We start from the raw sequence: 20,239 nt of genomic DNA, 5'->3' as shown, positions 1-20,239 counted from the left end.
TTGTTTTAGTAACTTATATAATTTTGAATCATCACGTTATTCACGTGCATTGAGTTATGTTGTTTTCATATAACCAGTGATAAAAATTTATACACAGAGGTACACATGGCTGATTTATTTGAAAACCCTATGGGGTTAGATGGTTTCGAATTTATTGAATTTGCATCCCCAACTCTAGGTATTTTAGAGCCTGTATTTGATATGTTAGGTTTTAGTAAAATAGCCACACATCGTTCAAAAAATGTTGATTTATATCGCCAAGGCGGTATTAATTTAATTCTTAATAAAGAACCTAAAAGTGTGGGCGGATATTTTGCTTCTGAGCACGGCCCTAGTGCCTGTGGTATGGCATTTCGAGTTAAAAATGCACAAAAAGCGTATGACAGAGCTTTGGTTTTAGGTGCTCAACCCGTAGAAATTCCAACCGGACCAATGGAACTACGTTTACCCGCAATTAAAGGTATAGGTGGCGCACCTTTGTATTTAATTGATAGATATGAAGACGGATCATCAATATACGATATAGATTTTATTTACGAAGAAGGTGTTGATAAACACCCAAAAGGATGTGGCTTTAACGTAATCGATCATTTAACGCATAATGTTTATCGTGGACGTATGAATTTTTGGGCTGACTTTTATGAACGATTATTTAACTTTAGAGAAATACGCTATTTCGATATAAAAGGAGAATATACCGGATTATTCTCAAAAGCCTTAACAGCGCCAGATGGTTTAATTCGTATTCCGTTAAATGAAGAAGCAAGCCAGGGCATTGGGCAAATTGAAGAATTTTTAATGAAGTATAACGGTGAAGGTATTCAGCATATTGCCTTTTCTTGTGACAATTTACCGGCATGTTTAGATCGATTAAAAGAACGTGGTGTTCCTTTAATGAAAGCACCGCCACAAACTTATTACGATATGCTAGAAGACCGTTTACCCGGTCATGGTGAAAATGTGAGTGAGTTACAAACCCGTGGTATTTTATTAGACGGTACAACAACTGATGGACCTAAACTACTTTTACAAATATTTTCAGAGACGGTGATTGGTCCTGTATTTTTCGAGTTTATACAACGTAAACAAGATGACGGTTTTGGCGAAGGTAATTTTAAAGCATTGTTTGAATCTATTGAACGTGATCAAGTAGAAAGAGGTGTTATTTAAAGTCAGTTTTTTATATAAACGATCCTACAAAGGCTAGTTTACAACTAGCCTTTTTTTATTCATATACTGCTTTTATTTGCCTTATATTCGATATTATTAACTTCAATATTATGCTGAATTTATAGCGTAACTTTCCTTATATTTTTAGTTTTCCCCCTCTCTATTTCTAATAACCGTATTGAATATTTCTTGATTTAATTAAATACCATTACTTTCCTATACATAAATAACACCTCTAATACCCCTTTAATTAAACGGTATTTATTTTGTTTTTAATGATTAAGGTGTTGAGTGAATGTTCACTTCATTACTTTGGAGGTGTTGGGGTTGTTTTGTTTTACGTTTTTGGGGTTGTTAGGGTTGTTCTGGTTGAGTACCTTGGGGTTGCTAGGGTTATCAATGTGTAGCCTTTTGGGGGTGTTAGGGTTACACTGTTTGTATTGGAAGTTTTAAGGAAATAACATGAAATACCCTGTTTCGATTACTAAAGAAAATATGCCGAACTACTCTTTATCAGTAGTTGATTTACCTGGATGTAAAATAAAAGCAGAAACGGTTGATGAAGGCTTAACTAGGTTAAAAAAAGTAGTAGGTGAACATCTTGAAATTTTAGCTGAGTACGGTGAAGCAATACCCAATGCAAAATCAATTGATTACCATTTAAAACAAAATGAAAATGTAATTTGGGCAATTATAGAAATCGATATTGTCCCGTACTTAGGAAAGAGCCAGAAAATTAATGTAACCCTTCCGGAATTACTAATTAAGAAAATAGATGATCGGGTAAGTAAATCACCAGAGCATAAAACACGTTCTGGTTTTATCGCTTCAGTATGTTTAAATGAATTGTCGAAAGAAATTTGAAAAGGTTTATTTGTGTTTATAAATTTATAATTCTGTAACAAAGGTCCTGTAATAAAATCTACAAGAGATATAGTAAAATATCACCCTTCTTTGTAAGCCCTAAATTATCATACGATTTAGGGCTTTAATGATTTGGATTACAAACATGAATTAAAATTATTGAATAATATTTGAAATAAGCTGAGAATTTGTAACTAGGTTTCTAACACCATGGGCATGATCTTCTTTAAAGATATTGCTTTCGCACCACTTACCTACACTTTCAATATTTACTTTGCTTACTTTAGGTCGAACATTCCAGGTAACCTGAAATGGAGATCCTTTTTCATTATAACTTGGCCCTGTAGTTGAACCAGAATACTGAATAGGCTTACCTGTATTGCTAGGTATGTTCACCGCTTGATAGAAATCGTTTATTCGATCGTATTGAGTTAACGTATTAAAGTTAAGACCATCAGTGTTATTAACCAATACATAAACTTGGGTTTCTACTCGTAACTGCGGATTATTTATTGAGTCATTTAAACATGAACCCAAGGTTGGACCGGGCTGAACCATAGCAGTAGAATATACATAATGAACTTCAATAGTATCACCAGAATTCAAACTACCATGTTCACTTAAACAAATATTATTTCCTACCGACTTAATCTCTTTGTCGCTTAACTTACCAGAATACTTATAACCACTACCAAAACCATGACCATCACCATTTCCTGCATATATCGTAAACTCGCCGCCTTTATGTTCGGCATTTTTATGAAAATGAATATTACAAAGATTCATTTTTTGAGAAACAGGAGCATCGCTGAATATTATAGGATTACTACCCTCTACTGAATCTATGTCCCGAGGAGACTGAGGACCAAAACCTTGGCCGTTAGTATTTTTTGCAAGTGCTGCACGTTGTTCAGCGATTACTTTATCTGATACCACATAATGGGAATTATGCATATTATCTTTTGCTACAACCGTTATGGGTAATAACATTGATGCGGTAATTGCGAATATGAGCTCTTTTTTCATATATATTCCTAAGTGATTCTTTAATGTTAAAATTTTAATTTATAACTGTGGTATTTACGATAACCATTACTCAAGCCTAATATTAATTGTGGTTACATAATTATTTTTTATATGTGCTTATAATATTCACTCAAACCTGCAAGTACATTTGTGGTTGCAACAGATGAAAGAATTAACCCCATTACTCGACTAATAACACTCGCACCACTGTCGCCAATAAATCGATTAATAAAACCAGCAAGAAGCATTAATATGTATACCAAAACTAAAACCGACATCATTACTAATGCAGTTTGTATTTGTTCCCAAATACTATAAACCGAATTTTTTGTTAACAGAACGGCTGCTAACATTGCCCCTGGGCTTGCAATTGAAGGAACAGCTAGAGGAAAAATAGCAGTTTCATTATGAGATCGTCCTAATAGTTTAATCTCCTGCTCAGGTTTACTATCACCAAAGATCATACTAAGCGCGAATAAAAATAATATTATCCCTCCTGATATTTGAAACGCTGGAAGTGGAATAGATAAAGCCTGTAATACTATTTCTCCTACCGCCATAAAAAATAATAATACGCAGATAGATACAACCGTTGAGAGGAAAGCAATACGACGTTTTGTTTTTTGGTCATATTTATCTGTTACCGCAATAAATACGGGTACGGTACCAATGGGATCTACAACAGCAAAGAAGGTAATAAATACAGCGAGAAGATCGATCATATAAAAATTACTCCAAATTAATTAATCACGATAAAATATCAGTGTGGTTGAGTGAGAAAATTTATTGTTAAGTTAGAATGTGAATAGTATCAATCAAAACTCATAATAATTTATGATTGATACCCATTTATAAATGGTATGTTGTTAATGCTGAAAATTGATTGCAAAAAATGGTTATGAATGAAGTCTAAACGTATTGTAATATTTGTTAATTAAACTGCCAAGTATTTCAGTGTAACTAATGATGAAATACAGCTAAATTTTAATGAAATATGGAATGGCTACCAAAATAATACCGACAATAATAAGCATGGTTACACTCGACATAAAATAAGGAAAAACAAACAGAGATAAACCAATACAAAATGGAACAATAGCTTTTTGTTTTTTCCCATAGATAAAATAACCAATACCTATGCCACCAAATAGTACACTCCAGACCATAATTGATGCACTATCCATTTGAACTACTCGTTAATCCCTGTGCGGTTCTTTCATTAATGCATTCGTATGATCCCATTTCAAACTCTCGACATATTAAAGGGCGATTTTCATAGATGGTACACATAAGGGTTTCACGATCTAAAGCTGAGCACCAACCATCGTCTAAACGTAGCATGGTTTCGCCGCCCCACTGGTCAAAAGCAATATGCTTCTCAGGAACACCCGTATCAGTAATAATCATAACTTCTAAATGACAACAACAAGCTTCACAACTTGAACAGGTAACTTCAACAGATTTTGTTTCCGTTATATTTTTTATCTTAATAGTCATATAGACACGTTATAAATTGGCAGTTTTGTATTTTACCTTAAGTCGATGGTATTCGATATCAATTAAAATAAAGCGGTTATAATTTACATCTTATCTAACGTTTATACTTCAACCAAAGCTTTAAATAAACCGCATTACAAGTCGCGTTATCATCCATTTTCCCGTCTCTGTCACAATCTGTACCCGTGAGTGATTTAACTACACCTTCTCCATATTCAGCAACATCAGTTAATTCTGGTTGTACAATGATAGTTACCTTGGGTGAATGATCAATAAATTCACCAACATCTTTATATAATGAAAATTCTTCTTTTGAAATTACATCGCTAATTTTAATTGTTTTACTATCAGTAGCTAACACAGTAAAAGCACTTAAACACAATAATACTGAATTTAAGAGAACAAATAACTTCACCATACCCCCTATTTTTATCAAATTTAAATTAACTAAAAAAAGTTTCTCGTAAAGATATAAACGTTTTTTTTCCTCTATTATTACTACTTTTTAGCATGTTAATAGGAGAACTGTTTTTATCTAAACCTTGATAGCCATCAGTAATTAATTTAATTGTTTGTTCGTCTAACGATTTAAAAGCCATTGACCAATCAGAAAAAGATCTTTCTTTGATTTCACCTTTATAAAAGACATCAACACAAGTATGCCGAGAGTCTTCAAAAATAGTTTGAAATAAATTAAGCACCGTACTTTTATCACCTTCTAAAATTTGCATAATTTCTCTATCGTGATAAATCAACATGCCCGTAATACCAAGCTTATTATTTTTTATTCGAGCTTTTTCCAATATACCAATGAGCTCATCTTCAGAAAAACCTGTAGGCGCCAAACTTGTATAAAGTAATTCAAACATTTCAATTAATCCTTATTTTATACTCACTAACTTGTTTAATTAATTCAGCATCTCTGTTGATTAAACTTTCAATAAGATCATGACTTTGTGCATCTGTTCCATTTTTAAACCAAGCCTGTAATAGGTTGATTATTAGTACTCCTGCAATACCGTATGAAGTTCCTGTATCTAAAAATGGCAAGAAACTCCAGATACCATTTAAAACGAACATTACCATTAATATAGCTATAATTGATGGCATCTGATTAATTCTTTTTTTGAGACTAAAATAGAACTCGATGTCCTTATCTGTCATTAAATAACTCCAAATTTTATAACGCTAATTGTATTTTCCGGTTGAAGCCACTGTTTATAAACGCCTAAACCTGAAATAATAAAAGCCAGTAAAGTTGATAATAAAACTGCATCCTTACTCACGAATATTGTGTTACTTGAAACACTATTCATTAAACCACCAACGAAAGCAAAGATAAGTTATATACCTACAAACCAAATTAAAACCATTACTGCCTTTTTCATAATATTCTCCTTAATATATTAATTACACAATTTACCTAACGCCTCATTCAGAGCCTAACTGTTTTAGTAATGTTGATTTACTTGTAGCTGGTAATTGACACAACACAATTCCTTTCTTCTTTAGCTTTGTACATTGCTTTATCGCTACGTTCTAGAAGTTGCTGTAAAGATTTATCATTATTTTCGATGCAGGAAACACCTATGCTAACTGTAAATGAAAAACTGAAATCAGAAGTTTTAATGTTTATATTCTCAGTAGATACTCTTATCCTTTCAGCTAATTTTAAAGAATATTCGATAGGCGTTTTTGTTAAAGCAATAACAAATTCTTCACCACCTACTCTCCCTATAATATCTTCAGTTCGTAGTAGTTTTGAAGTGTTACTAGAAAACTCTTTTAGCACAATATCACCAACATGATGTCCATACTGATCGTTAATTTTCTTAAAAAAATCAAAATCAATCATTAATAGACTAAGTGGTTCTTTATGCCTTTTCGACATATTGAAAGCAGCTTCTGTTTGCTGTAAAAAAGCCCGACGATTTAGCAGGCTAGTTAAGGGATCAACAGTAGCTTGGCATATTAGTTTTTCTTGAAGGTCAATTAACTCAGATATATCTCTAATAAAAGCAAATGCGAATAGCTCACCATTAACGACTACAGTATTAAAGCTAAATTGAACATGCACTTCGTCGCCATTTTTTTTAAGACCGCGAACCTGTAAAACTTTACCAACTAATGGGCCAGACCCTTTCTTTTTAAATTTTCGGAATGACTTATTAGCTTTATCGCGAAGGTCATGTGCAGGAAGAATGTCATGTACATATTTACCAACAGCTTCCGATGCTGTGTAACCGAAAATTTGTTCTGCTGCAGAATTCCACGAAACAATATCGCCTGAACGATTAATTATCACTACAGCATCAATTGAGTTTTCAACTATCGAACGATAAACCGAATCATTAAATTTTGTGCTCATTTATCACCACGCTTTAGATATATCAATCAGTATAGCGATTGACCCGCTAACGCACAAATAATGGGATTTTATTGCTGGCTTAAAATGTTGAGGAACGAAACAGCCAGCTGTAAAAGTCCCGTTGAATTGCTTGTTAGAGTTCATGGTAATAGGAACGAAATTGGATAGATTAAGACAATCCAAATACCACTACAAACTGCTGCTCCAAACATAGCAATGATACGCATTAAAATATCGTTATTCGATGTAATCTTATAGTGTCGTAAAATCAGCATAAAAAAAGAAACTGATAATACTAAGCTGAATATCAGATATAGCAAACCAGAGAGCTTTATAATTGCCACCTGGTCTATCAGGGCTGAGATAATTAAGATAGCACCAAGAACCAAAGTGCTAACCATCGAATATTTGAAAACTAGTTTAAGAGTAATCACAGCCTTCCTTGATGCAACGAACTCTAACGCCTCATTCAGAGGCTAAAAATGCCTTGTTATATTTATTATTAACAACCGTTAGAATTTAAGTTTTTAGCATTAAAGCTTTCATCAATATTGGTTGTTACATCAGTATAAAAATCTAATTCAATTTGATAAATAATACCGGAATCCTGAATAGCAGTAGAGTTAATAATATAAGGTATTTGTCTAATGAAGTCACCGTTTTCGTCAAACTCTATTGTAGCTTTAGTTTGCCCTGTACCTCCAATCACACCATTATCAACATTTAAAAACTCATCATTTAATTTAAAGTAAACATCCCATTTATCTTGCTCTACATGAACGAAGTTTACCGCTAAGTCTATTTTTGAACCATCTGGTTTGCAAACTAAAGTACTTACACTTGCGTTATAGCTTAACATGTCATCATAAGTGAATTTTTGTGTATCAAGTAATTCAGATCCTGAAGGTAAATTAAATTGTAATTGCACTTTTGTAGTTTCAAGAGATACTACTTCTTCTTGGGTTTCTTGAACTTCTTCTTTTGCATCTGATGAAGAATCATTACATGCAGTTAAAGCAATTAATACAGGCAGCGCTAATAGTGATTTTTTCATATTCTTATCTCTAAGTTTAATTTTGGCGATTGACACACCGATTTAAAATAAATATAACGCCTAAATAAGAGGCGGATAATAGCTGGCTAAAATTTGCGAGGGACGAGCACAGCCAGCTGTAAAAGTCCCGTTGAATTGCTTGTTAGCATTACACTACTTATATAAAGCAACATTTTCTTTGCGTAGTATATAAAACAATAATTTATTGTAAACAACAAACCAACCTAATACAGCGAGGATAACACCAAGGTTATACTCACGAATCAGAGGAATATAAATTATTGATGTAACCACTACAATTAAATACAGGAAAAAAGTAACCCAAAATAGTTTGGAATTGATTAGCTTTAACCTTACGTTACAATTTGGACATTTAAAGTACAAAGAAAATGCCGAAAGAGAGAAGCTAAAAGGGTTTATATTTTGACTACAACTAGGACAACTACTCATATACTTCCTTGTAATGCTAACGCCCAATTAATGGGCTTTTATTGCTGGCTAAAATTGCGAGGAATGAGCACAGCCAGCTGTAAAAGTCCCGTTGAATTGCTTGTTATATGCCTGATAAACCTAAACATAAATACACAAGCAACTAGTAAAAACCGATAGTAATAAACGCACTATAAATTAAGCTATCCACAAATACCAGAACGAAATAATAGCTTTGCCAACAAAAGTTTTTTAAATAGGCAAAGCTTATTAGTGACTATTGATAAACGACAATAGCGAAACCCGTAGCAACGTTTATAAAAGTAAGTTTGATAACAATATTTTTAGCTAAACAAACAATACTATTTGAGTGCATATAACGCCTCATTCAGAGGCTAAAAATTGATGGCCAAAATCAGCGAGGCACGAGCAACGGCCAACTGTTTTTAGTCCTTTGCAATGCCTTGTTATATTTTTGATTCCACAAATGCTTTTAGAGACGATAGCCTTTTATTAGCATTTTTACGAAACACATGACGTACTAACGACCCAATAAAAGTAGGATAACTAACGATATTATATTTAAATATTACTTTTGTTGTATTTTTATCAATTTCTTTAAATGACCAAGAACCAGCAAACCTTTTTATGTACCAAGGTCCGCTAACCATTCTAATAGAAGCAACTAATGGTGGCTTATATGAAACATATTCAACGATCATTGAACGTCCAGCTTTATCTACAACTTTCAGGTGTAGCCCTCGTTCAATCTTGTTACCATTTATAAACGAATAAGATTCAGGAAAGGGATCCCAGTCCATACGAATTGAATAATCCTGAGTGATTTTAAATAAAGCTTCTTTCGTCGCTCTGATTTCTTTAGTGCATTCGATCATAAAAAATATAACGCCAAGCTCACCTGCAGTTTTTGCGAAGAGCAATTGTGTAAAATGGAGCTACGCGACATACAAAATTGAGCGTAGCAAAAAATGTCAGGTGCAGCTTCTTGTTAGGTTGCTTTGCCATATTTTAAAACAACAATGCCACAAGGAAATACCTTTGATGAATCAAGCACAAGTTTTTGATTAGTATCTAGTCCATTAAATATCGCCATTCCCTTACCGATAGCAACAGGATTTATAAACAAATGGAATTCATCTATAAGACCACCATTAATCAAAGAGGATGCAAACTTTGCTCCACCGTATGCAATAATGTCTTTGCCTTCTTGTTTTTTTAGATTTGATATTTCTTCGCTAAGATCACCCTTAGCTAATACTGTATTTTCCCATTCAGACTGAACAAGTGTTTTTGAAAAAACGATCTTTTTGGTATTTGTATATTTAGCTCCAGCCTCAAATTCCGGGTTATCAGGATTTGCAGCTACCTCCGCCCAATGAGGAATAAAGCCTTGGGCTAGATTTCTACCGAGAACTATGCAGTCAACTGGTTCCGTAATTTCTTCTACATATTTCTTAAGTGCATCATCCCAATCCCACACCATCCAGTCCATCTCGCCTTTTGGGCCAGCAATAAAGCCGTCAACGGATATTTGAACTTGTAACTTTAACTTTCTCATATGTTTTTCTCATTCAATGAAATCGGTGAGTATGATTGCAACCTAACGCCGTTTTAAGCGGCAAATTACAGTTGGGCTAAAATAAGTGAGGCACGAACAAAAAGCCAACTGTAATTTGTCCGTCTTGAAAACCCTTGTTATGACTATTAGCTAGCTAACCTTAAAACTTGCATGCTTAGTTGATTACGCTCTGTAGTAAAAGTAATACCCTTGATAGCTTCCTGTGCCGTCGCTATGTCTTTATGCTTTATACTTTCTTTTGCAATATGGATTAGATACTGATTAAGTTCAGTTGTGAATGTAATCAGTAATGCAAATTTGACAGCTAAGTCATATCTATTTTTATTAATATATTTTTTGGCAAATTTTATAGCGGACTGGTTTCTTTCAGTCGTAAAGGTAATACTATCTACGACAGAAATGAGGCTCTCCGCTTCTTTATCTTCAGTTAATTTTATCTCTTCGGTTTTCTGTGTTTGTTTTATATCAGAGTTACTTAATTCAATATTAGCGATATTATCAAGTATTGCTGCAATTCCACCTTTTAGAATGGATGCTACTTTTTTCCTTTCTGGTGCTTTACTCTCCGATTCTGATTTAATCGAATACGTTAAGACTTTTCTACCCCTTAAATCAAAAGGTAAGCTTTCAACACTCCCAAATTCTTCATTCATCACTAATATGATGTTATTCCAAGTTAATTTGCTTATCGCATACCCTAATTCAATTAATACATTTGGATTAGGAGTGAAACGACTACCCGTACTCAAACTGTTAATTATTGATACGTCACAAATGAACACAGAACTATTGTCTATTTTTTCAAAAATGGAAGCTGAAATATCAGGAGAGCCTGTCAAACCGGCAGTGTCTCTATCTAAAAAAGGGATCAATGTATAAGAGTCATCTGAATTGATTTCAGCTAGTGCTTTTTCAATAGCGGTATTAATAAACCCTCTATTGGTATTGTTTGGCAAATCTGATTGCCATGAGTAAAAAACTCTTTTTTTCATTTATCACCCAAACTTGAATATCGTCATAACGCCTACTTAAGCGGAAAAATATAGTTGGCTATAATGTGAACGGAGTGAAACAGCCAACTGTATTTTTTCCGTTTGAAGTTCTTGTTACATACCGTCTTTATTGAGGTTTAAATTTACACCTGATAGTTTTGCATAATGAGTAACATCTGAAGAATGTTTATCCTGTATTAAAGTAAGTACCCAAGAATCAGTTCCATTATCTATTGCAATGAGATTTACCCCTATATTTTTAGAACATGTAAAAATAGAAGGTTCAGAAAAATCAGTTTCTAAAAAGTGTGAAATATTAAAGTCACTTTGAAGATAACGCTGTTTAATCATATTAAAATCATTACATTGGGAAAGCATATTTTCTGACATAATATTAATCAGTTCAAGTGTTTCCATAGGATCTTCTTTCCAGTCGACGACAACCGCTTTATTGTTTAACTTAAGAGCTTCAACAAGAACGAATGTAAAATCAAAGCTGTCCGCAAAAGAACCATCATATCCATGATCTTCGAGGTTATCTTGGTGTTTTTTCCTGTATTTTGATTTACTGCGGAGAAATAGTTCTACCTCATTTAACACATTCACATCGTTGTTAGATACATATTTGGCTAATAGATAATTAGGGTTATCTTCGAAGGGTAGGTCTACATCTTTCGTACAGCCCCCCAACAGAAAGCTAAAAAAAATTGTTATAATCGATTTCATAATACAGATTCCAAGGTGAGGTATGTAACGCCTCATTCAGAGGCTAAAAATTGATGGCTAAAATAAGCGAGGCACGAGCAATAGCCAGCTGTTTTTAGTCCTGCTGCAATGCCTTGTTATAGGTATTTGTACCAAGCGCCTGATTTAAATTCTTTTGGGATATTTTGCTCTGACGGCTCGTCAAAACCTAAATTTTCTAAAGTATTAAACCACAAGTCTCGCTTTGAATCAGGTAACTTTGAACCACACCACGAACAAAAATAAATGGCTTTAGAGCTACTGCCACCGTCATGAATAATAAGTCCATATTCGTCAAATTTTGCGTTATATGTAATTAAAGTATCAGGGCACTCAAATTCATTAGCATGATCAGTGCATTCAAACTTTAATGAATCATCCATATTCTGACAACAGTGCTGAACCATGTAGTACCTATAACGCCCAATTAATGGGCTTTTATTGCTGGCTATAATTTGCGAGGGACGAGCACAGCCAGCTGTAAAAGTCCCGTTGAATTGCTTGTTATATGCCTGATAAACTTTAACTTAACTACTGAAGTTCAAAGTAAAAGACGGTAGTAATAAACGCACTATAAATTGAGCTGCCCACAAATACTAGAACGAAATAATAGCTTTGCCACAAAAGTCTCTTTAACAAGGCAAAGCTTATTAGTGACTATTGAAAAACGATAATAGCGAAACCCGAAGCAACGTGTACAAAAGTATTTTTGATAACAACATTTTTAGCTAAACCAACCATACGATTTGAGTGCATATAACGCCACATTAAGCGGCAATTTTACAGTTTGTTAAAATTGAGCGAAGCGAACAACAAACTGTAAATTGTCCGTTTGAATGCCTTGTTAGAGTTCAATTGCTGGAATATATTTACAACATTTTCTCAAATGACTTATAGCAGAGCTTTCTTCCATTGACACATTTTTATTTGAGCCGAGTTCAATCCCTATAGGTGTGTAAACACTGCTCCCTAATTGAAGGTAAACAGACTTTCCTTTAGGAATGAAAATTTGTTTCTCTGAACTTCCCTGACCTGTCCAAGGACTCCAACTAATTTTTAAATTATATTGTCCTGGCTCCAACTGAACATAAGAAAAAGTATTATTAGGTAATGCGACTATTTGAACTCCGTCAATACTAACTCTCATATCTGAACCAGCAGGAGGAGTAAAAAGACGATTAAATATAAATGTACTTCTTTCGCTTGTTGATTGCGGGATATTTACCTGATCAAAATTTAAAGCATTTTTTGGAGCCGTTGCACAACCAGATAATACAAAGATTAATAAGACGAAAACACTTCTCATAGAGATATTCCTTGAACTCTAACGCCCAAATAACAGGCTTAAAATTGTTTGTTAAAATTTTGAGGAACGAAAAACAACAAACTGTTTTAAGTCCTGTTGATTTGCTTGTTAGTTTTACAGTGCAAATACGCTATTGATATCTTGTCCTTGTTTAAGCTTTTCCAAATTTTGATATAAGCTCGCTTTATCAATCTTATCCACTAAAACTCTTGAGGCTTGATAGCTGCCAATAGAAAAATCGAATTCATTATTTTTAACAAACTCAGCATCTTTGGGTGACAAACCAATATTCTCTAATAGATAAGGTTTTCTGAAATCAACTAGCAAGGCAACACCTTCGTTGAACCAAATAGGGACATTTAATAAATGGTTTAACCAACCAACTCTATAATGCACTTCTGCGTGTGTATACTCATGAGCAATAACATCAATATTTTGCCCTTCTGAACCTAGCACTATGCATTTCCCAAGTGGAGTGAGTAAAGCTTTACCATATTTATTTGAATCAAAATCAGATGCCTCACTGTCACTTGTTGTGATAACAACTTTAGGGTTAGAGATCATTTGACCAAAAGTAGTGTTAACTCTAGATTTACCCAGAGTAATATTAGAAAGCAAATTTTCTTTTTGGTTAAGGTCGAAAGAACCGCTTACAAAAATGTTAGGTGCTATTTCTGAATAATTGGAATACTCAATAAATTCACATGCCAATGCATGCCTTTGGGAAAATCCAATTAAAATAAAAAATCCCCCAATAAAAAATAGTAAGGATAATTTTAATTTTGACACCTAACCTCCTTGTAAAACTAACGCCCCGCTAAGGGGAAATTTATTGTTTGCTAAAATGTTGAGCGGAGCGAAAACAGCAAACTGTAAATTTTCCCTCTTGAGCGACTTGTTATGTTTACTAATTAACTAAACCATCAAATAACACCAACAAACCTGTAAGAATTATTGCAAAATAAAATAGTAATACAAGGATACCCATAAAGGAAAATAATAAGAATTTTTTAGAGTCTATGAATATAAATTTATTTTTTAACAATTCATATAAAAGATATGAAAATACACACAGCAATGAAAATACAATTATGTGATAAGCGTCAATTGGCTTTATAAATTCCATGTACATGAGAGCAATAGAAGCGACAAACACTAACGTCACAATAGTGTTAATTTGCAACTTAATCTTTTTCCACTTTAATAAAATATCTTTCATTAACCTTTCAAAATAAGTCAAACTACAAGGTAAACATAACGCCTAAATAACAGGCTAAAAATTGTGGGCTAAAATGGAGCGGAGCGAACAGCCCGCTGTTTTTAGTCCTTGTTCATTTTCTTGTTATGCGTACTTTTACACATTATAAAGAGCACTACAAACGGTATACTTGGAGTTAAGAAATAAGATATATCGACATAAAACCAAAAAAAGAACGATAAAACTAAAATAATGAAATATATGATTAAATATTTAGAGCGCCCACCAGCAGCAAATAAAATAACAGGTAGAACCAATAAATAAACTAGAAAAAGAAGGATCCTTAGAAAGAACTCACCGTTACCAGTATCACTACAAGCACAAGCATTACTTGGCCATGATGCAATCAAAACTAAATATATAATTATTGAGATAATTCCAATTCTCATTAACTGAAGCCAATCCTTTAGTACGCATAACGCCCAATTAATGGGCTTTTATTGCTGGCTAAATTTGCGAGGAACGAGCACAGCCAGCTGTAAAAGTCCCGTTAAATTGCTTGTTATATGCCTGATAAACCTGAACTAAAATACAAAAGCCAGAAGTAAAAGACGGTAGTCATAAACACACTATAAATTGAGCTACCCACAAATGCCAGAACGAAATAATAGCTTTGTTACATTACGTAGTAATAAAAACAACAAAGCTTATTAGTGACTATTGAAAAACGATAATAGCGAAACCCGAAGCAACGTGTACAAAAGTATTTTTGATAACAACATTTTTAGCTAAACCAACAATACAATTTGAGTGCATATAACGCCCAATTAATGGGCTTTTATTGCTGGCTATAATTTGCGAGGAACGAGCACAGCCAGCTGTAAAAGTCCCGTTGAATTGCTTGTTATATGCCTAATAAAACTGAACTTAAATACAAAAGTTAGAAGTAAAAGACGGTAGTAATAAATGCACTATAAATTGAGCTACCCACAATTGCCAGAACGAAATAATAGCTTTGTTACATTACGAAGTAATAAAAACAACAAAGCTTATTAGTGACTATTGGAAAACTCCAATAGCGAAACCCGTAGCAGCGTTTACAAAAGTAAGGTTGATAACAATATTTTTAGCTAAACCAACAATACTATTTGAGTGCATATAACGCCTCATTCAGAGGCTAAAAATTGCTGGCCAAAATAAGCGAGGCACGAGCAACGGCCAGCTGTTTTTAGTCCTTTGCAATGCCTTGTTAGGCATTTATTCGCCAATAATCGTAATATAGGTTGTATTGAACCTTGGTTCTAAGGTTACCATTCGTTTTTTTGTATTTACACTAAACTCAAGAATTATGGTCTCATCGACGTTTGTTTTTTTAGGTTTATATTTAGCCAAACTTTTTGCATAGAACAATACTATGTCATTTATATTTTTTTTGACTTCTAGTTCCATCACCGATGGAAGTCCGTTTTTCCCATTTACCTTATTCATTACAACAGAGTTCTTAACAATAGGTATGCTTAAAAACCCATTATCTATTTTTTCTTTTTTTAACTCTAATAAATGACATGAATTCATCATTTTCATCATGTCATTTAATCTCCTATTCATAAAACCCTTATCAGAAGAATACAAAATCTGATCGCTTTTAAATTTATTAATGCTAAACCCTTCTCCCTCTATTTTTTTACCAAAGTCAGTCATTTCCCTCTCGTAGACTTTAATATCACTCCCTTTTCCTTGTTTGTATAAACAAGCCGATTTAGCGGCTAACTTAACATAAATATCTTCGCTAAATTCAGCACTAAAACCCTGAGAGGAATTGGTTAAGATCATCAATCCTAGTGAAATTTTTTTGAACATTTGAACTCCATATTATAAATGCCTAACGCCTAAATAACAGGCTAAGTAATGGTTGGCTAAAATTGTGTAGCGAAGCGAAACGTAGCCAACTGTTACGTGTCCTTGTTGATTTTCTTGTTATGTTTTTTATAGCTCGATTGGTACGTCAACTGAAATACCACAACCTTCTCCATAGCTAAATATCAATACATTCTTATCATTGTTATTCGGTTTGACTACAAACCAAACTTTCGTTTTACTATCTTCTTCATATGTACTTAAAGGCGCAATAAAGCTTGGATCATTATCGTCACCTACAACAAGCCATACGGCTTTAAATATTTTTCCTTCAATATTATTCGGCAAAGATACCTGAACGTTAAATGAATTGTTATTTTTCTCTGTACTTACTTTAAACAATGAAACGTATTTTTCATTCCACAATGCAATTTGTTTATCTGAGGTCATACATGTTGATGCACTCGATATAAAGCTAATAAAATAAAGTGCAATAATGTAACGCAAACTCGACTCATCCTTAAAAACATAACGCCCAATTAATGGGCTTTTATTGCTGGCTATAATTGCGAGGAACGAGCACAGCCAGCTGTAAAAGTCCCGTTAAATTGCTTGTTATATGCCTGATAAACCTTAACTTAAACACAAAATCTAGAAGTAAAAGACGGTAGTAATAACTGCACTATAAATTGAGCTACCCACAAATACCAGTACGAAATAATAGCTTTGCCAACAAAAGTCTTTTAAATAGGCAAAGCTTATTAGTGACTATTGAAGAACTAAAATAGCGAAACTCGTAGCAGCGTTTACAAAAGTAAGATTGATAAAAATAATTTTAGCTAAAGCACCCAACTACATGAATTGCATATAACGCCTCATTCAGAGGCTAAAAATTGTTGGCCAAAATGGCGAGGCACGAGCAACGGCCAGCTGTTTTTAGTCCTTTGCAATGCCTTGTTAGCAGTAATTTACTCATAGGCTACTTCGTTGTATTTATAACTTACCAAATATATTGTCTAAAAAATACTGTTTATCTAGTGAGTTATTGTTTTTATTAGCCTCTTTAGAAAGGTTTACAAGTAAACCATCTAAGTCTGCTAGGTTTGAAATAATGGTAACTCTTTTAAAATTAGAACGTTTAGCCAATAACTCATTTTTAATACTGAGCAACTTTGTGGATAGGGATTTATTTGCAAGTTGATTATTAAGAATAAACCTAAATTCATCTGAGCTTAAAGAAAATTTAACCTCCTGACTATTAACACTCACCTAAAACCTGCCTTTACTGCTAACGCCTCATTCAGAGGCTAAAAATTGTTGGCCAAAATAGCGAGGCACGAGCAACGGCCAACTGTTTTTAGTCCTTTGCAATGCCTTGTTATATGCCTGATAAACCTGAACTAAAATACAAAAATCAGAAGTAAAAGACGGTAGCAATAAGCACACTATAAATTGAGCTACCCACAAATGCTAGAACGAAATAATAGCTTTGTTACATTACGTAGTAATAAAAACAACAAAGCTTATTAGTGACTAGTGAAAAACACAATAGCGAAACTCGTAGCAGCGTTTACAAAGGTAAAAGTTGATAACCAAATTGTTAGCTAAAGCACCCTACTTCATGAATTGCATATAACGCCCAATTAATGGGCTTTTATTGCTGGTTAAAATTTGCGAGGAACGAGCACAGCCAGCTGTAAAAGTCCCGTTGAATTGCTTGTTATATGCCTGATAAACTTTAACTTAATTACTGAAGTTCAAAGTAAAATCCGGTAGTAATAAATGCACTATAAATTGAGCTACCCACAAATGCCAGAACGAAATAATAGCTTTGCCAACAAAAGTTTTTTAAATAGGCAAAGCTTATTAGTGACTATTGAAGAACTAAAATAGCGAAACCCGCAGCAGCATTTACAAAAGTAAGGTTGATAACAACACATTTTTAGCTAAACAAACCATACTATTTGAGTGCATATAACGCCCAAATAACGGGCTTTTATTGCTGGCTAAAATTGCGAGGAACGAGCACAGCCAGCTGTAAAAGTCCCGTTGATTTGCTTGTTATGTAGCTGATATCACTGAGTATGATAAATTTCTACTAACCTACACGTTTGCCGATCTAATTTAACATGGGGAACTCCACCTGCATAATTAGGAGGAAGAGTACCTTTGATATGCCATAAACCCTCACGATCGTAAATTTTTATGGGGTTTTGATCCTCCATTGAGCGAGGGAATTTTTTATGCATTAAACTAGTACCTTTATCTAAAGCTGTTTTCTGATCACAAATATCTGACTCGATCAACGAACATGAAGATATTATAAACATAAGAGATATTAAGCCTAAAACTTTAAATTGCACTCGAACTCCTTGAGCTACATAACGCCCAATTAATGGGCTTTTATTGCTGGCTAAAATTGCGAGGGACGAGCACAGCCAGCTGTAAAAGTCCCGTTGAATTGCTTGTTATATGCCTGATAAACCTGAACATAAATACACAAGCAACTAGTAAAAACCGGTAGTCATAAACACACTATAAATTGAGCTACCCACAAATACCAGTACGAAATAATAGCTTTGCCAACAAAAGTTTTTTAAATAGGCAAAGCTTATTAGTGACTATTGAAAAACGATAATAGCGAAACCCGTAGCAACGTTTACAAAGGTAAAAGTTGATAACCAAATTGTTAGCTAAAGCACCCTACTTCATGAATTGCATATAACGCCCAATTAATGGGCTTTTATTGCTGGCTAAAATTGCGAGGGACGAGCACAGCCAGCTGTAAAAGTCCCGTTGAATTGCTTGTTATATGCCTGATAAACCTGAACATAAATACACAAGCAACTAGTAAAAACCGGTAGTCATAAACGCACTATAAATTGAGCTACCCACAAATGCCAGAACGAAATAATAGCTTTGCCAACAAAGTCTTTTAAATAGGCAAAGCTTATTAGTGGACATTGGAAAACTAAAATAGCGAAACCCGCAGCAGAGCATTAAAAAGTAAAAGTTAGCAACTAAATTATTAGCTAAACCACCTTACTACATGAATTGCATATAACGCCCTGTTAAGGGGCAAATTGTAGTTGGCTATAATGTGAGCGGAGCGAAACAGCCAACTGTAATTTGTCCCGCTTGAACAGCTTGTTAGCCTTACTATTTCACCAAGTTAAAAGATGTTTTTAAAGGAACTGAAACGCCTCTGATCAAATCTTTAATCTCAAAGTAAACTGTCCATTGCCCAAAAGGGTCTCCATTTTCGCCAATGTATTTAATAACTGTTTGAGTTAAAAATATAGACATTGGATCTACTTCTAATGTCCCTTGTGCACAAGGGACATTTAACTCATTAATTGAAAATGTTCCGTCAGGCTTTTCAACTTTAATATCACACAAAATATTAAAATTGCGTGCATTATCTAACTTTGGGTTAGCAAAGAAAGGAAGAATAGTGAGTTCTTGACCCAACTTTACGTCCTTGGCTTCGTTAAAGTAAGGCACATTTTCGCTTGGAGTCATCCATTTTTCTTCCCAATCTTTATCAGGCGTTACTAATAGCCAACCACCAAATCCTTTTACACTTTTTTGATTTTCAGTTTCGGGCGCTTGATCACCATTAGCTAATTTCCAATGAAAGTCGTCACTAGCAATTCCACTAAAAGAAATGAACAATAATATAAAAGGTAAAATTTTTCTCATGACTATCCTTGTAAGGCTAACGCCCAATTAATGGGCTTTATTGCTGGCTAACATTGCGAGGAACGAGCACAGCCAGCTGTAAAAGTCCCGTTGAATTGCTTGTTATATGCCTGATAAACCTGAACTAAAATACATAAGTCAGAAGTAAAAGACGGTAGTAATAGCCACACTATAAATTGAGCTACCCACAAATGCTAGAACGAAATAATAGCTTTGCCAACAAAAGTCTTTTAAATAGGCAAAGCTTATTAGTGACTATTGATAAACGACAATAGCGAAACCCGTAGCAACGTTTACAAAAGTACGTTTGATAACAATATTTTTAGCTAAACAAACAATACTATTTGAGTGCATATAACGCCCATATTAACGGGCAAAGTAAAGCTTGCCAAAATAGCGAGGAACGAGCACGGCAAGCTGTACGTGTCCCAG

The 20,239-nt window shown here is 34.0% G+C and carries 23 protein-coding genes; 2 read left to right on the top strand and 21 right to left on the bottom strand.

Translation table 11 applies throughout. From position 1 onward, the window contains the following. Positions 1 to 105: 105 nt before the first annotated feature. Both hppD and ACM9HF_RS03055 read left to right on the top strand, forming a co-directional pair. Entirely contained in the window at positions 106 to 1,170 is a 1,065-nt protein-coding gene (hppD, locus tag ACM9HF_RS03060) for a 4-hydroxyphenylpyruvate dioxygenase (protein ID WP_473614247.1), read from the top strand. 462 nt (positions 1,171 to 1,632) lie between these two features. Beyond that, complete coding sequence (locus ACM9HF_RS03055; RefSeq protein ID WP_473614246.1) at positions 1,633 to 2,034, top strand: type II toxin-antitoxin system HicB family antitoxin; 402 nt, start codon at positions 1,633 to 1,635, stop codon at positions 2,032 to 2,034. Positions 2,035 to 2,190: 156 nt separating this feature from the next. Here the strand turns inward: ACM9HF_RS03055 and ACM9HF_RS03050 are convergent, their stop codons facing one another. From ACM9HF_RS03050 to ACM9HF_RS02950, 21 genes are all read right to left on the bottom strand, one after another. Continuing rightward, the gene (locus tag ACM9HF_RS03050) at positions 2,191 to 3,060 is read right to left on the bottom strand and encodes a delta-class carbonic anhydrase (protein WP_473614245.1); all 870 of its coding nucleotides are present in this window, start codon (positions 3,058 to 3,060) and stop codon (positions 2,191 to 2,193) included. A 107-nt stretch (positions 3,061 to 3,167) separates the two neighbouring features. Further along, positions 3,168 to 3,782 (bottom strand): MarC family protein, encoded by a 615-nt coding sequence (locus tag ACM9HF_RS03045; protein WP_473614244.1) that lies wholly within the window; start codon positions 3,780 to 3,782, stop codon positions 3,168 to 3,170. 255 nt (positions 3,783 to 4,037) lie between these two features. Beyond that, positions 4,038 to 4,244, bottom strand: coding sequence for a hypothetical protein (locus tag ACM9HF_RS03040; RefSeq protein WP_473614243.1), 207 nt, complete (start codon positions 4,242 to 4,244; stop codon positions 4,038 to 4,040). Then, positions 4,237 to 4,557 (bottom strand): YkgJ family cysteine cluster protein, encoded by a 321-nt coding sequence (locus ACM9HF_RS03035; RefSeq protein WP_473614242.1) that lies wholly within the window; start codon positions 4,555 to 4,557, stop codon positions 4,237 to 4,239. The genes ACM9HF_RS03040 and ACM9HF_RS03035 overlap by 8 nt, the downstream gene beginning before the upstream one ends. A gap of 94 nt (positions 4,558 to 4,651) precedes the next feature. After that, a complete protein-coding gene (locus ACM9HF_RS03030; RefSeq protein ID WP_473614241.1) occupies positions 4,652 to 4,975 on the bottom strand; it encodes a hypothetical protein in 324 nt (107 codons plus the stop codon). A gap of 25 nt (positions 4,976 to 5,000) precedes the next feature. Next, on the bottom strand, positions 5,001 to 5,426 hold the full coding sequence (locus ACM9HF_RS03025) for a BLUF domain-containing protein (RefSeq protein WP_473614240.1): 426 nt from the start codon (positions 5,424 to 5,426) through the stop codon (positions 5,001 to 5,003). A 1-nt stretch (position 5,427) separates the two neighbouring features. Further along, positions 5,428 to 5,721, bottom strand: a complete 294-nt coding sequence (locus ACM9HF_RS03020) for a hypothetical protein (RefSeq protein WP_473614239.1) — start codon at positions 5,719 to 5,721, stop codon at positions 5,428 to 5,430. 301 nt (positions 5,722 to 6,022) lie between these two features. Further along, complete coding sequence (locus tag ACM9HF_RS03015) at positions 6,023 to 6,925, bottom strand: sensor domain-containing diguanylate cyclase (RefSeq protein ID WP_473614238.1); 903 nt, start codon at positions 6,923 to 6,925, stop codon at positions 6,023 to 6,025. Between the two features lie 502 nt (positions 6,926 to 7,427). Beyond that, a complete protein-coding gene (locus ACM9HF_RS03010) occupies positions 7,428 to 7,979 on the bottom strand; it encodes a flagellar basal body FlgE domain-containing protein (RefSeq protein WP_473614237.1) in 552 nt (183 codons plus the stop codon). An 896-nt stretch (positions 7,980 to 8,875) separates the two neighbouring features. Further along, positions 8,876 to 9,304 carry a type II toxin-antitoxin system RatA family toxin gene (locus ACM9HF_RS03005; RefSeq protein WP_473614236.1) on the bottom strand — a complete coding sequence of 143 codons (429 nt, stop codon included), beginning with the start codon at positions 9,302 to 9,304 and terminating at the stop codon, positions 8,876 to 8,878. Positions 9,305 to 9,417: 113 nt separating this feature from the next. Next, a complete protein-coding gene (locus ACM9HF_RS03000; protein ID WP_473614235.1) occupies positions 9,418 to 9,987 on the bottom strand; it encodes a dihydrofolate reductase family protein in 570 nt (189 codons plus the stop codon). Between the two features lie 146 nt (positions 9,988 to 10,133). Continuing rightward, positions 10,134 to 11,000, bottom strand: coding sequence for a hypothetical protein (locus ACM9HF_RS02995; protein WP_473614234.1), 867 nt, complete (start codon positions 10,998 to 11,000; stop codon positions 10,134 to 10,136). A gap of 114 nt (positions 11,001 to 11,114) precedes the next feature. Next, the gene (locus ACM9HF_RS02990) at positions 11,115 to 11,726 is read right to left on the bottom strand and encodes a DUF6630 family protein (protein WP_473614233.1); all 612 of its coding nucleotides are present in this window, start codon (positions 11,724 to 11,726) and stop codon (positions 11,115 to 11,117) included. Positions 11,727 to 11,842: 116 nt separating this feature from the next. After that, positions 11,843 to 12,151, bottom strand: a complete 309-nt coding sequence (locus ACM9HF_RS02985; protein WP_473614148.1) for a DUF6980 family protein — start codon at positions 12,149 to 12,151, stop codon at positions 11,843 to 11,845. 437 nt (positions 12,152 to 12,588) lie between these two features. Next, positions 12,589 to 13,050: a hypothetical protein gene (locus tag ACM9HF_RS02980; protein WP_473614232.1), complete on the bottom strand. Its 462-nt coding sequence runs from the start codon at positions 13,048 to 13,050 to the stop codon at positions 12,589 to 12,591. Positions 13,051 to 13,164: 114 nt separating this feature from the next. Beyond that, a complete protein-coding gene (locus ACM9HF_RS02975; protein WP_473614231.1) occupies positions 13,165 to 13,839 on the bottom strand; it encodes a hypothetical protein in 675 nt (224 codons plus the stop codon). Between the two features lie 1,666 nt (positions 13,840 to 15,505). After that, positions 15,506 to 16,108: a hypothetical protein gene (locus ACM9HF_RS02970; RefSeq protein ID WP_473614230.1), complete on the bottom strand. Its 603-nt coding sequence runs from the start codon at positions 16,106 to 16,108 to the stop codon at positions 15,506 to 15,508. Positions 16,109 to 16,234: 126 nt separating this feature from the next. Next, positions 16,235 to 16,612 (bottom strand): hypothetical protein, encoded by a 378-nt coding sequence (locus ACM9HF_RS02965; protein WP_473614229.1) that lies wholly within the window; start codon positions 16,610 to 16,612, stop codon positions 16,235 to 16,237. Positions 16,613 to 17,098: 486 nt separating this feature from the next. Further along, entirely contained in the window at positions 17,099 to 17,374 is a 276-nt protein-coding gene (locus ACM9HF_RS02960) for a hypothetical protein (RefSeq protein ID WP_473614228.1), read from the bottom strand. A gap of 806 nt (positions 17,375 to 18,180) precedes the next feature. Beyond that, positions 18,181 to 18,468: an NTF2 fold immunity protein gene (locus tag ACM9HF_RS02955; protein ID WP_473614227.1), complete on the bottom strand. Its 288-nt coding sequence runs from the start codon at positions 18,466 to 18,468 to the stop codon at positions 18,181 to 18,183. 796 nt (positions 18,469 to 19,264) lie between these two features. Next, positions 19,265 to 19,807: a hypothetical protein gene (locus ACM9HF_RS02950; protein ID WP_473614114.1), complete on the bottom strand. Its 543-nt coding sequence runs from the start codon at positions 19,805 to 19,807 to the stop codon at positions 19,265 to 19,267. Positions 19,808 to 20,239 lie beyond the last annotated feature (432 nt).

It is taken from the genome of Colwellia sp. RE-S-Sl-9 (assembly GCF_048296855.1).
In the GTDB taxonomy this organism is placed as follows: domain Bacteria; phylum Pseudomonadota; class Gammaproteobacteria; order Enterobacterales; family Alteromonadaceae; genus Pseudocolwellia.
The sequence above is the reverse complement of the archived record's forward strand: the minus strand, read 5'-3'. Positions and strand labels throughout refer to the sequence as shown.

Bases quoted from the DNA above. Each gene is read 5' to 3' on its own strand.
- ACM9HF_RS03030 (WP_473614241.1), bottom strand. From the start codon at position 4,975: ATGGTGAAGTTATTTGTTCTCTTAAATTCAGTATTATTGTGTTTAAGT.
- ACM9HF_RS03015 (WP_473614238.1), bottom strand. From the start codon at position 6,925: ATGAGCACAAAATTTAATGATTCGGTTTATCGTTCGATAGTTGAAAAC.
- ACM9HF_RS03050 (WP_473614245.1), bottom strand. From the start codon at position 3,060: ATGAAAAAAGAGCTCATATTCGCAATTACCGCATCAATGTTATTACCC.
- ACM9HF_RS03010 (WP_473614237.1), bottom strand. From the start codon at position 7,979: ATGAAAAAATCACTATTAGCGCTGCCTGTATTAATTGCTTTAACTGCA.
- ACM9HF_RS02950 (WP_473614114.1), bottom strand. From the start codon at position 19,807: ATGAGAAAAATTTTACCTTTTATATTATTGTTCATTTCTTTTAGTGGA.
- ACM9HF_RS02980 (WP_473614232.1), bottom strand. From the start codon at position 13,050: ATGAGAAGTGTTTTCGTCTTATTAATCTTTGTATTATCTGGTTGTGCA.
- ACM9HF_RS03035 (WP_473614242.1), bottom strand. From the start codon at position 4,557: ATGACTATTAAGATAAAAAATATAACGGAAACAAAATCTGTTGAAGTT.
- ACM9HF_RS02970 (WP_473614230.1), bottom strand. From the start codon at position 16,108: ATGTTCAAAAAAATTTCACTAGGATTGATGATCTTAACCAATTCCTCT.
- ACM9HF_RS02995 (WP_473614234.1), bottom strand. From the start codon at position 11,000: ATGAAAAAAAGAGTTTTTTACTCATGGCAATCAGATTTGCCAAACAAT.
- ACM9HF_RS02990 (WP_473614233.1), bottom strand. From the start codon at position 11,726: ATGAAATCGATTATAACAATTTTTTTTAGCTTTCTGTTGGGGGGCTGT.
- hppD (WP_473614247.1), top strand. From the start codon at position 106: ATGGCTGATTTATTTGAAAACCCTATGGGGTTAGATGGTTTCGAATTT.
- ACM9HF_RS02985 (WP_473614148.1), bottom strand. From the start codon at position 12,151: ATGGTTCAGCACTGTTGTCAGAATATGGATGATTCATTAAAGTTTGAA.
- ACM9HF_RS03055 (WP_473614246.1), top strand. From the start codon at position 1,633: ATGAAATACCCTGTTTCGATTACTAAAGAAAATATGCCGAACTACTCT.
- ACM9HF_RS03000 (WP_473614235.1), bottom strand. From the start codon at position 9,987: ATGAGAAAGTTAAAGTTACAAGTTCAAATATCCGTTGACGGCTTTATT.
- ACM9HF_RS03040 (WP_473614243.1), bottom strand. From the start codon at position 4,244: ATGGATAGTGCATCAATTATGGTCTGGAGTGTACTATTTGGTGGCATA.
- ACM9HF_RS03025 (WP_473614240.1), bottom strand. From the start codon at position 5,426: ATGTTTGAATTACTTTATACAAGTTTGGCGCCTACAGGTTTTTCTGAA.
- ACM9HF_RS03045 (WP_473614244.1), bottom strand. From the start codon at position 3,782: ATGATCGATCTTCTCGCTGTATTTATTACCTTCTTTGCTGTTGTAGAT.
- ACM9HF_RS03005 (WP_473614236.1), bottom strand. From the start codon at position 9,304: ATGATCGAATGCACTAAAGAAATCAGAGCGACGAAAGAAGCTTTATTT.
- ACM9HF_RS03020 (WP_473614239.1), bottom strand. From the start codon at position 5,721: ATGACAGATAAGGACATCGAGTTCTATTTTAGTCTCAAAAAAAGAATT.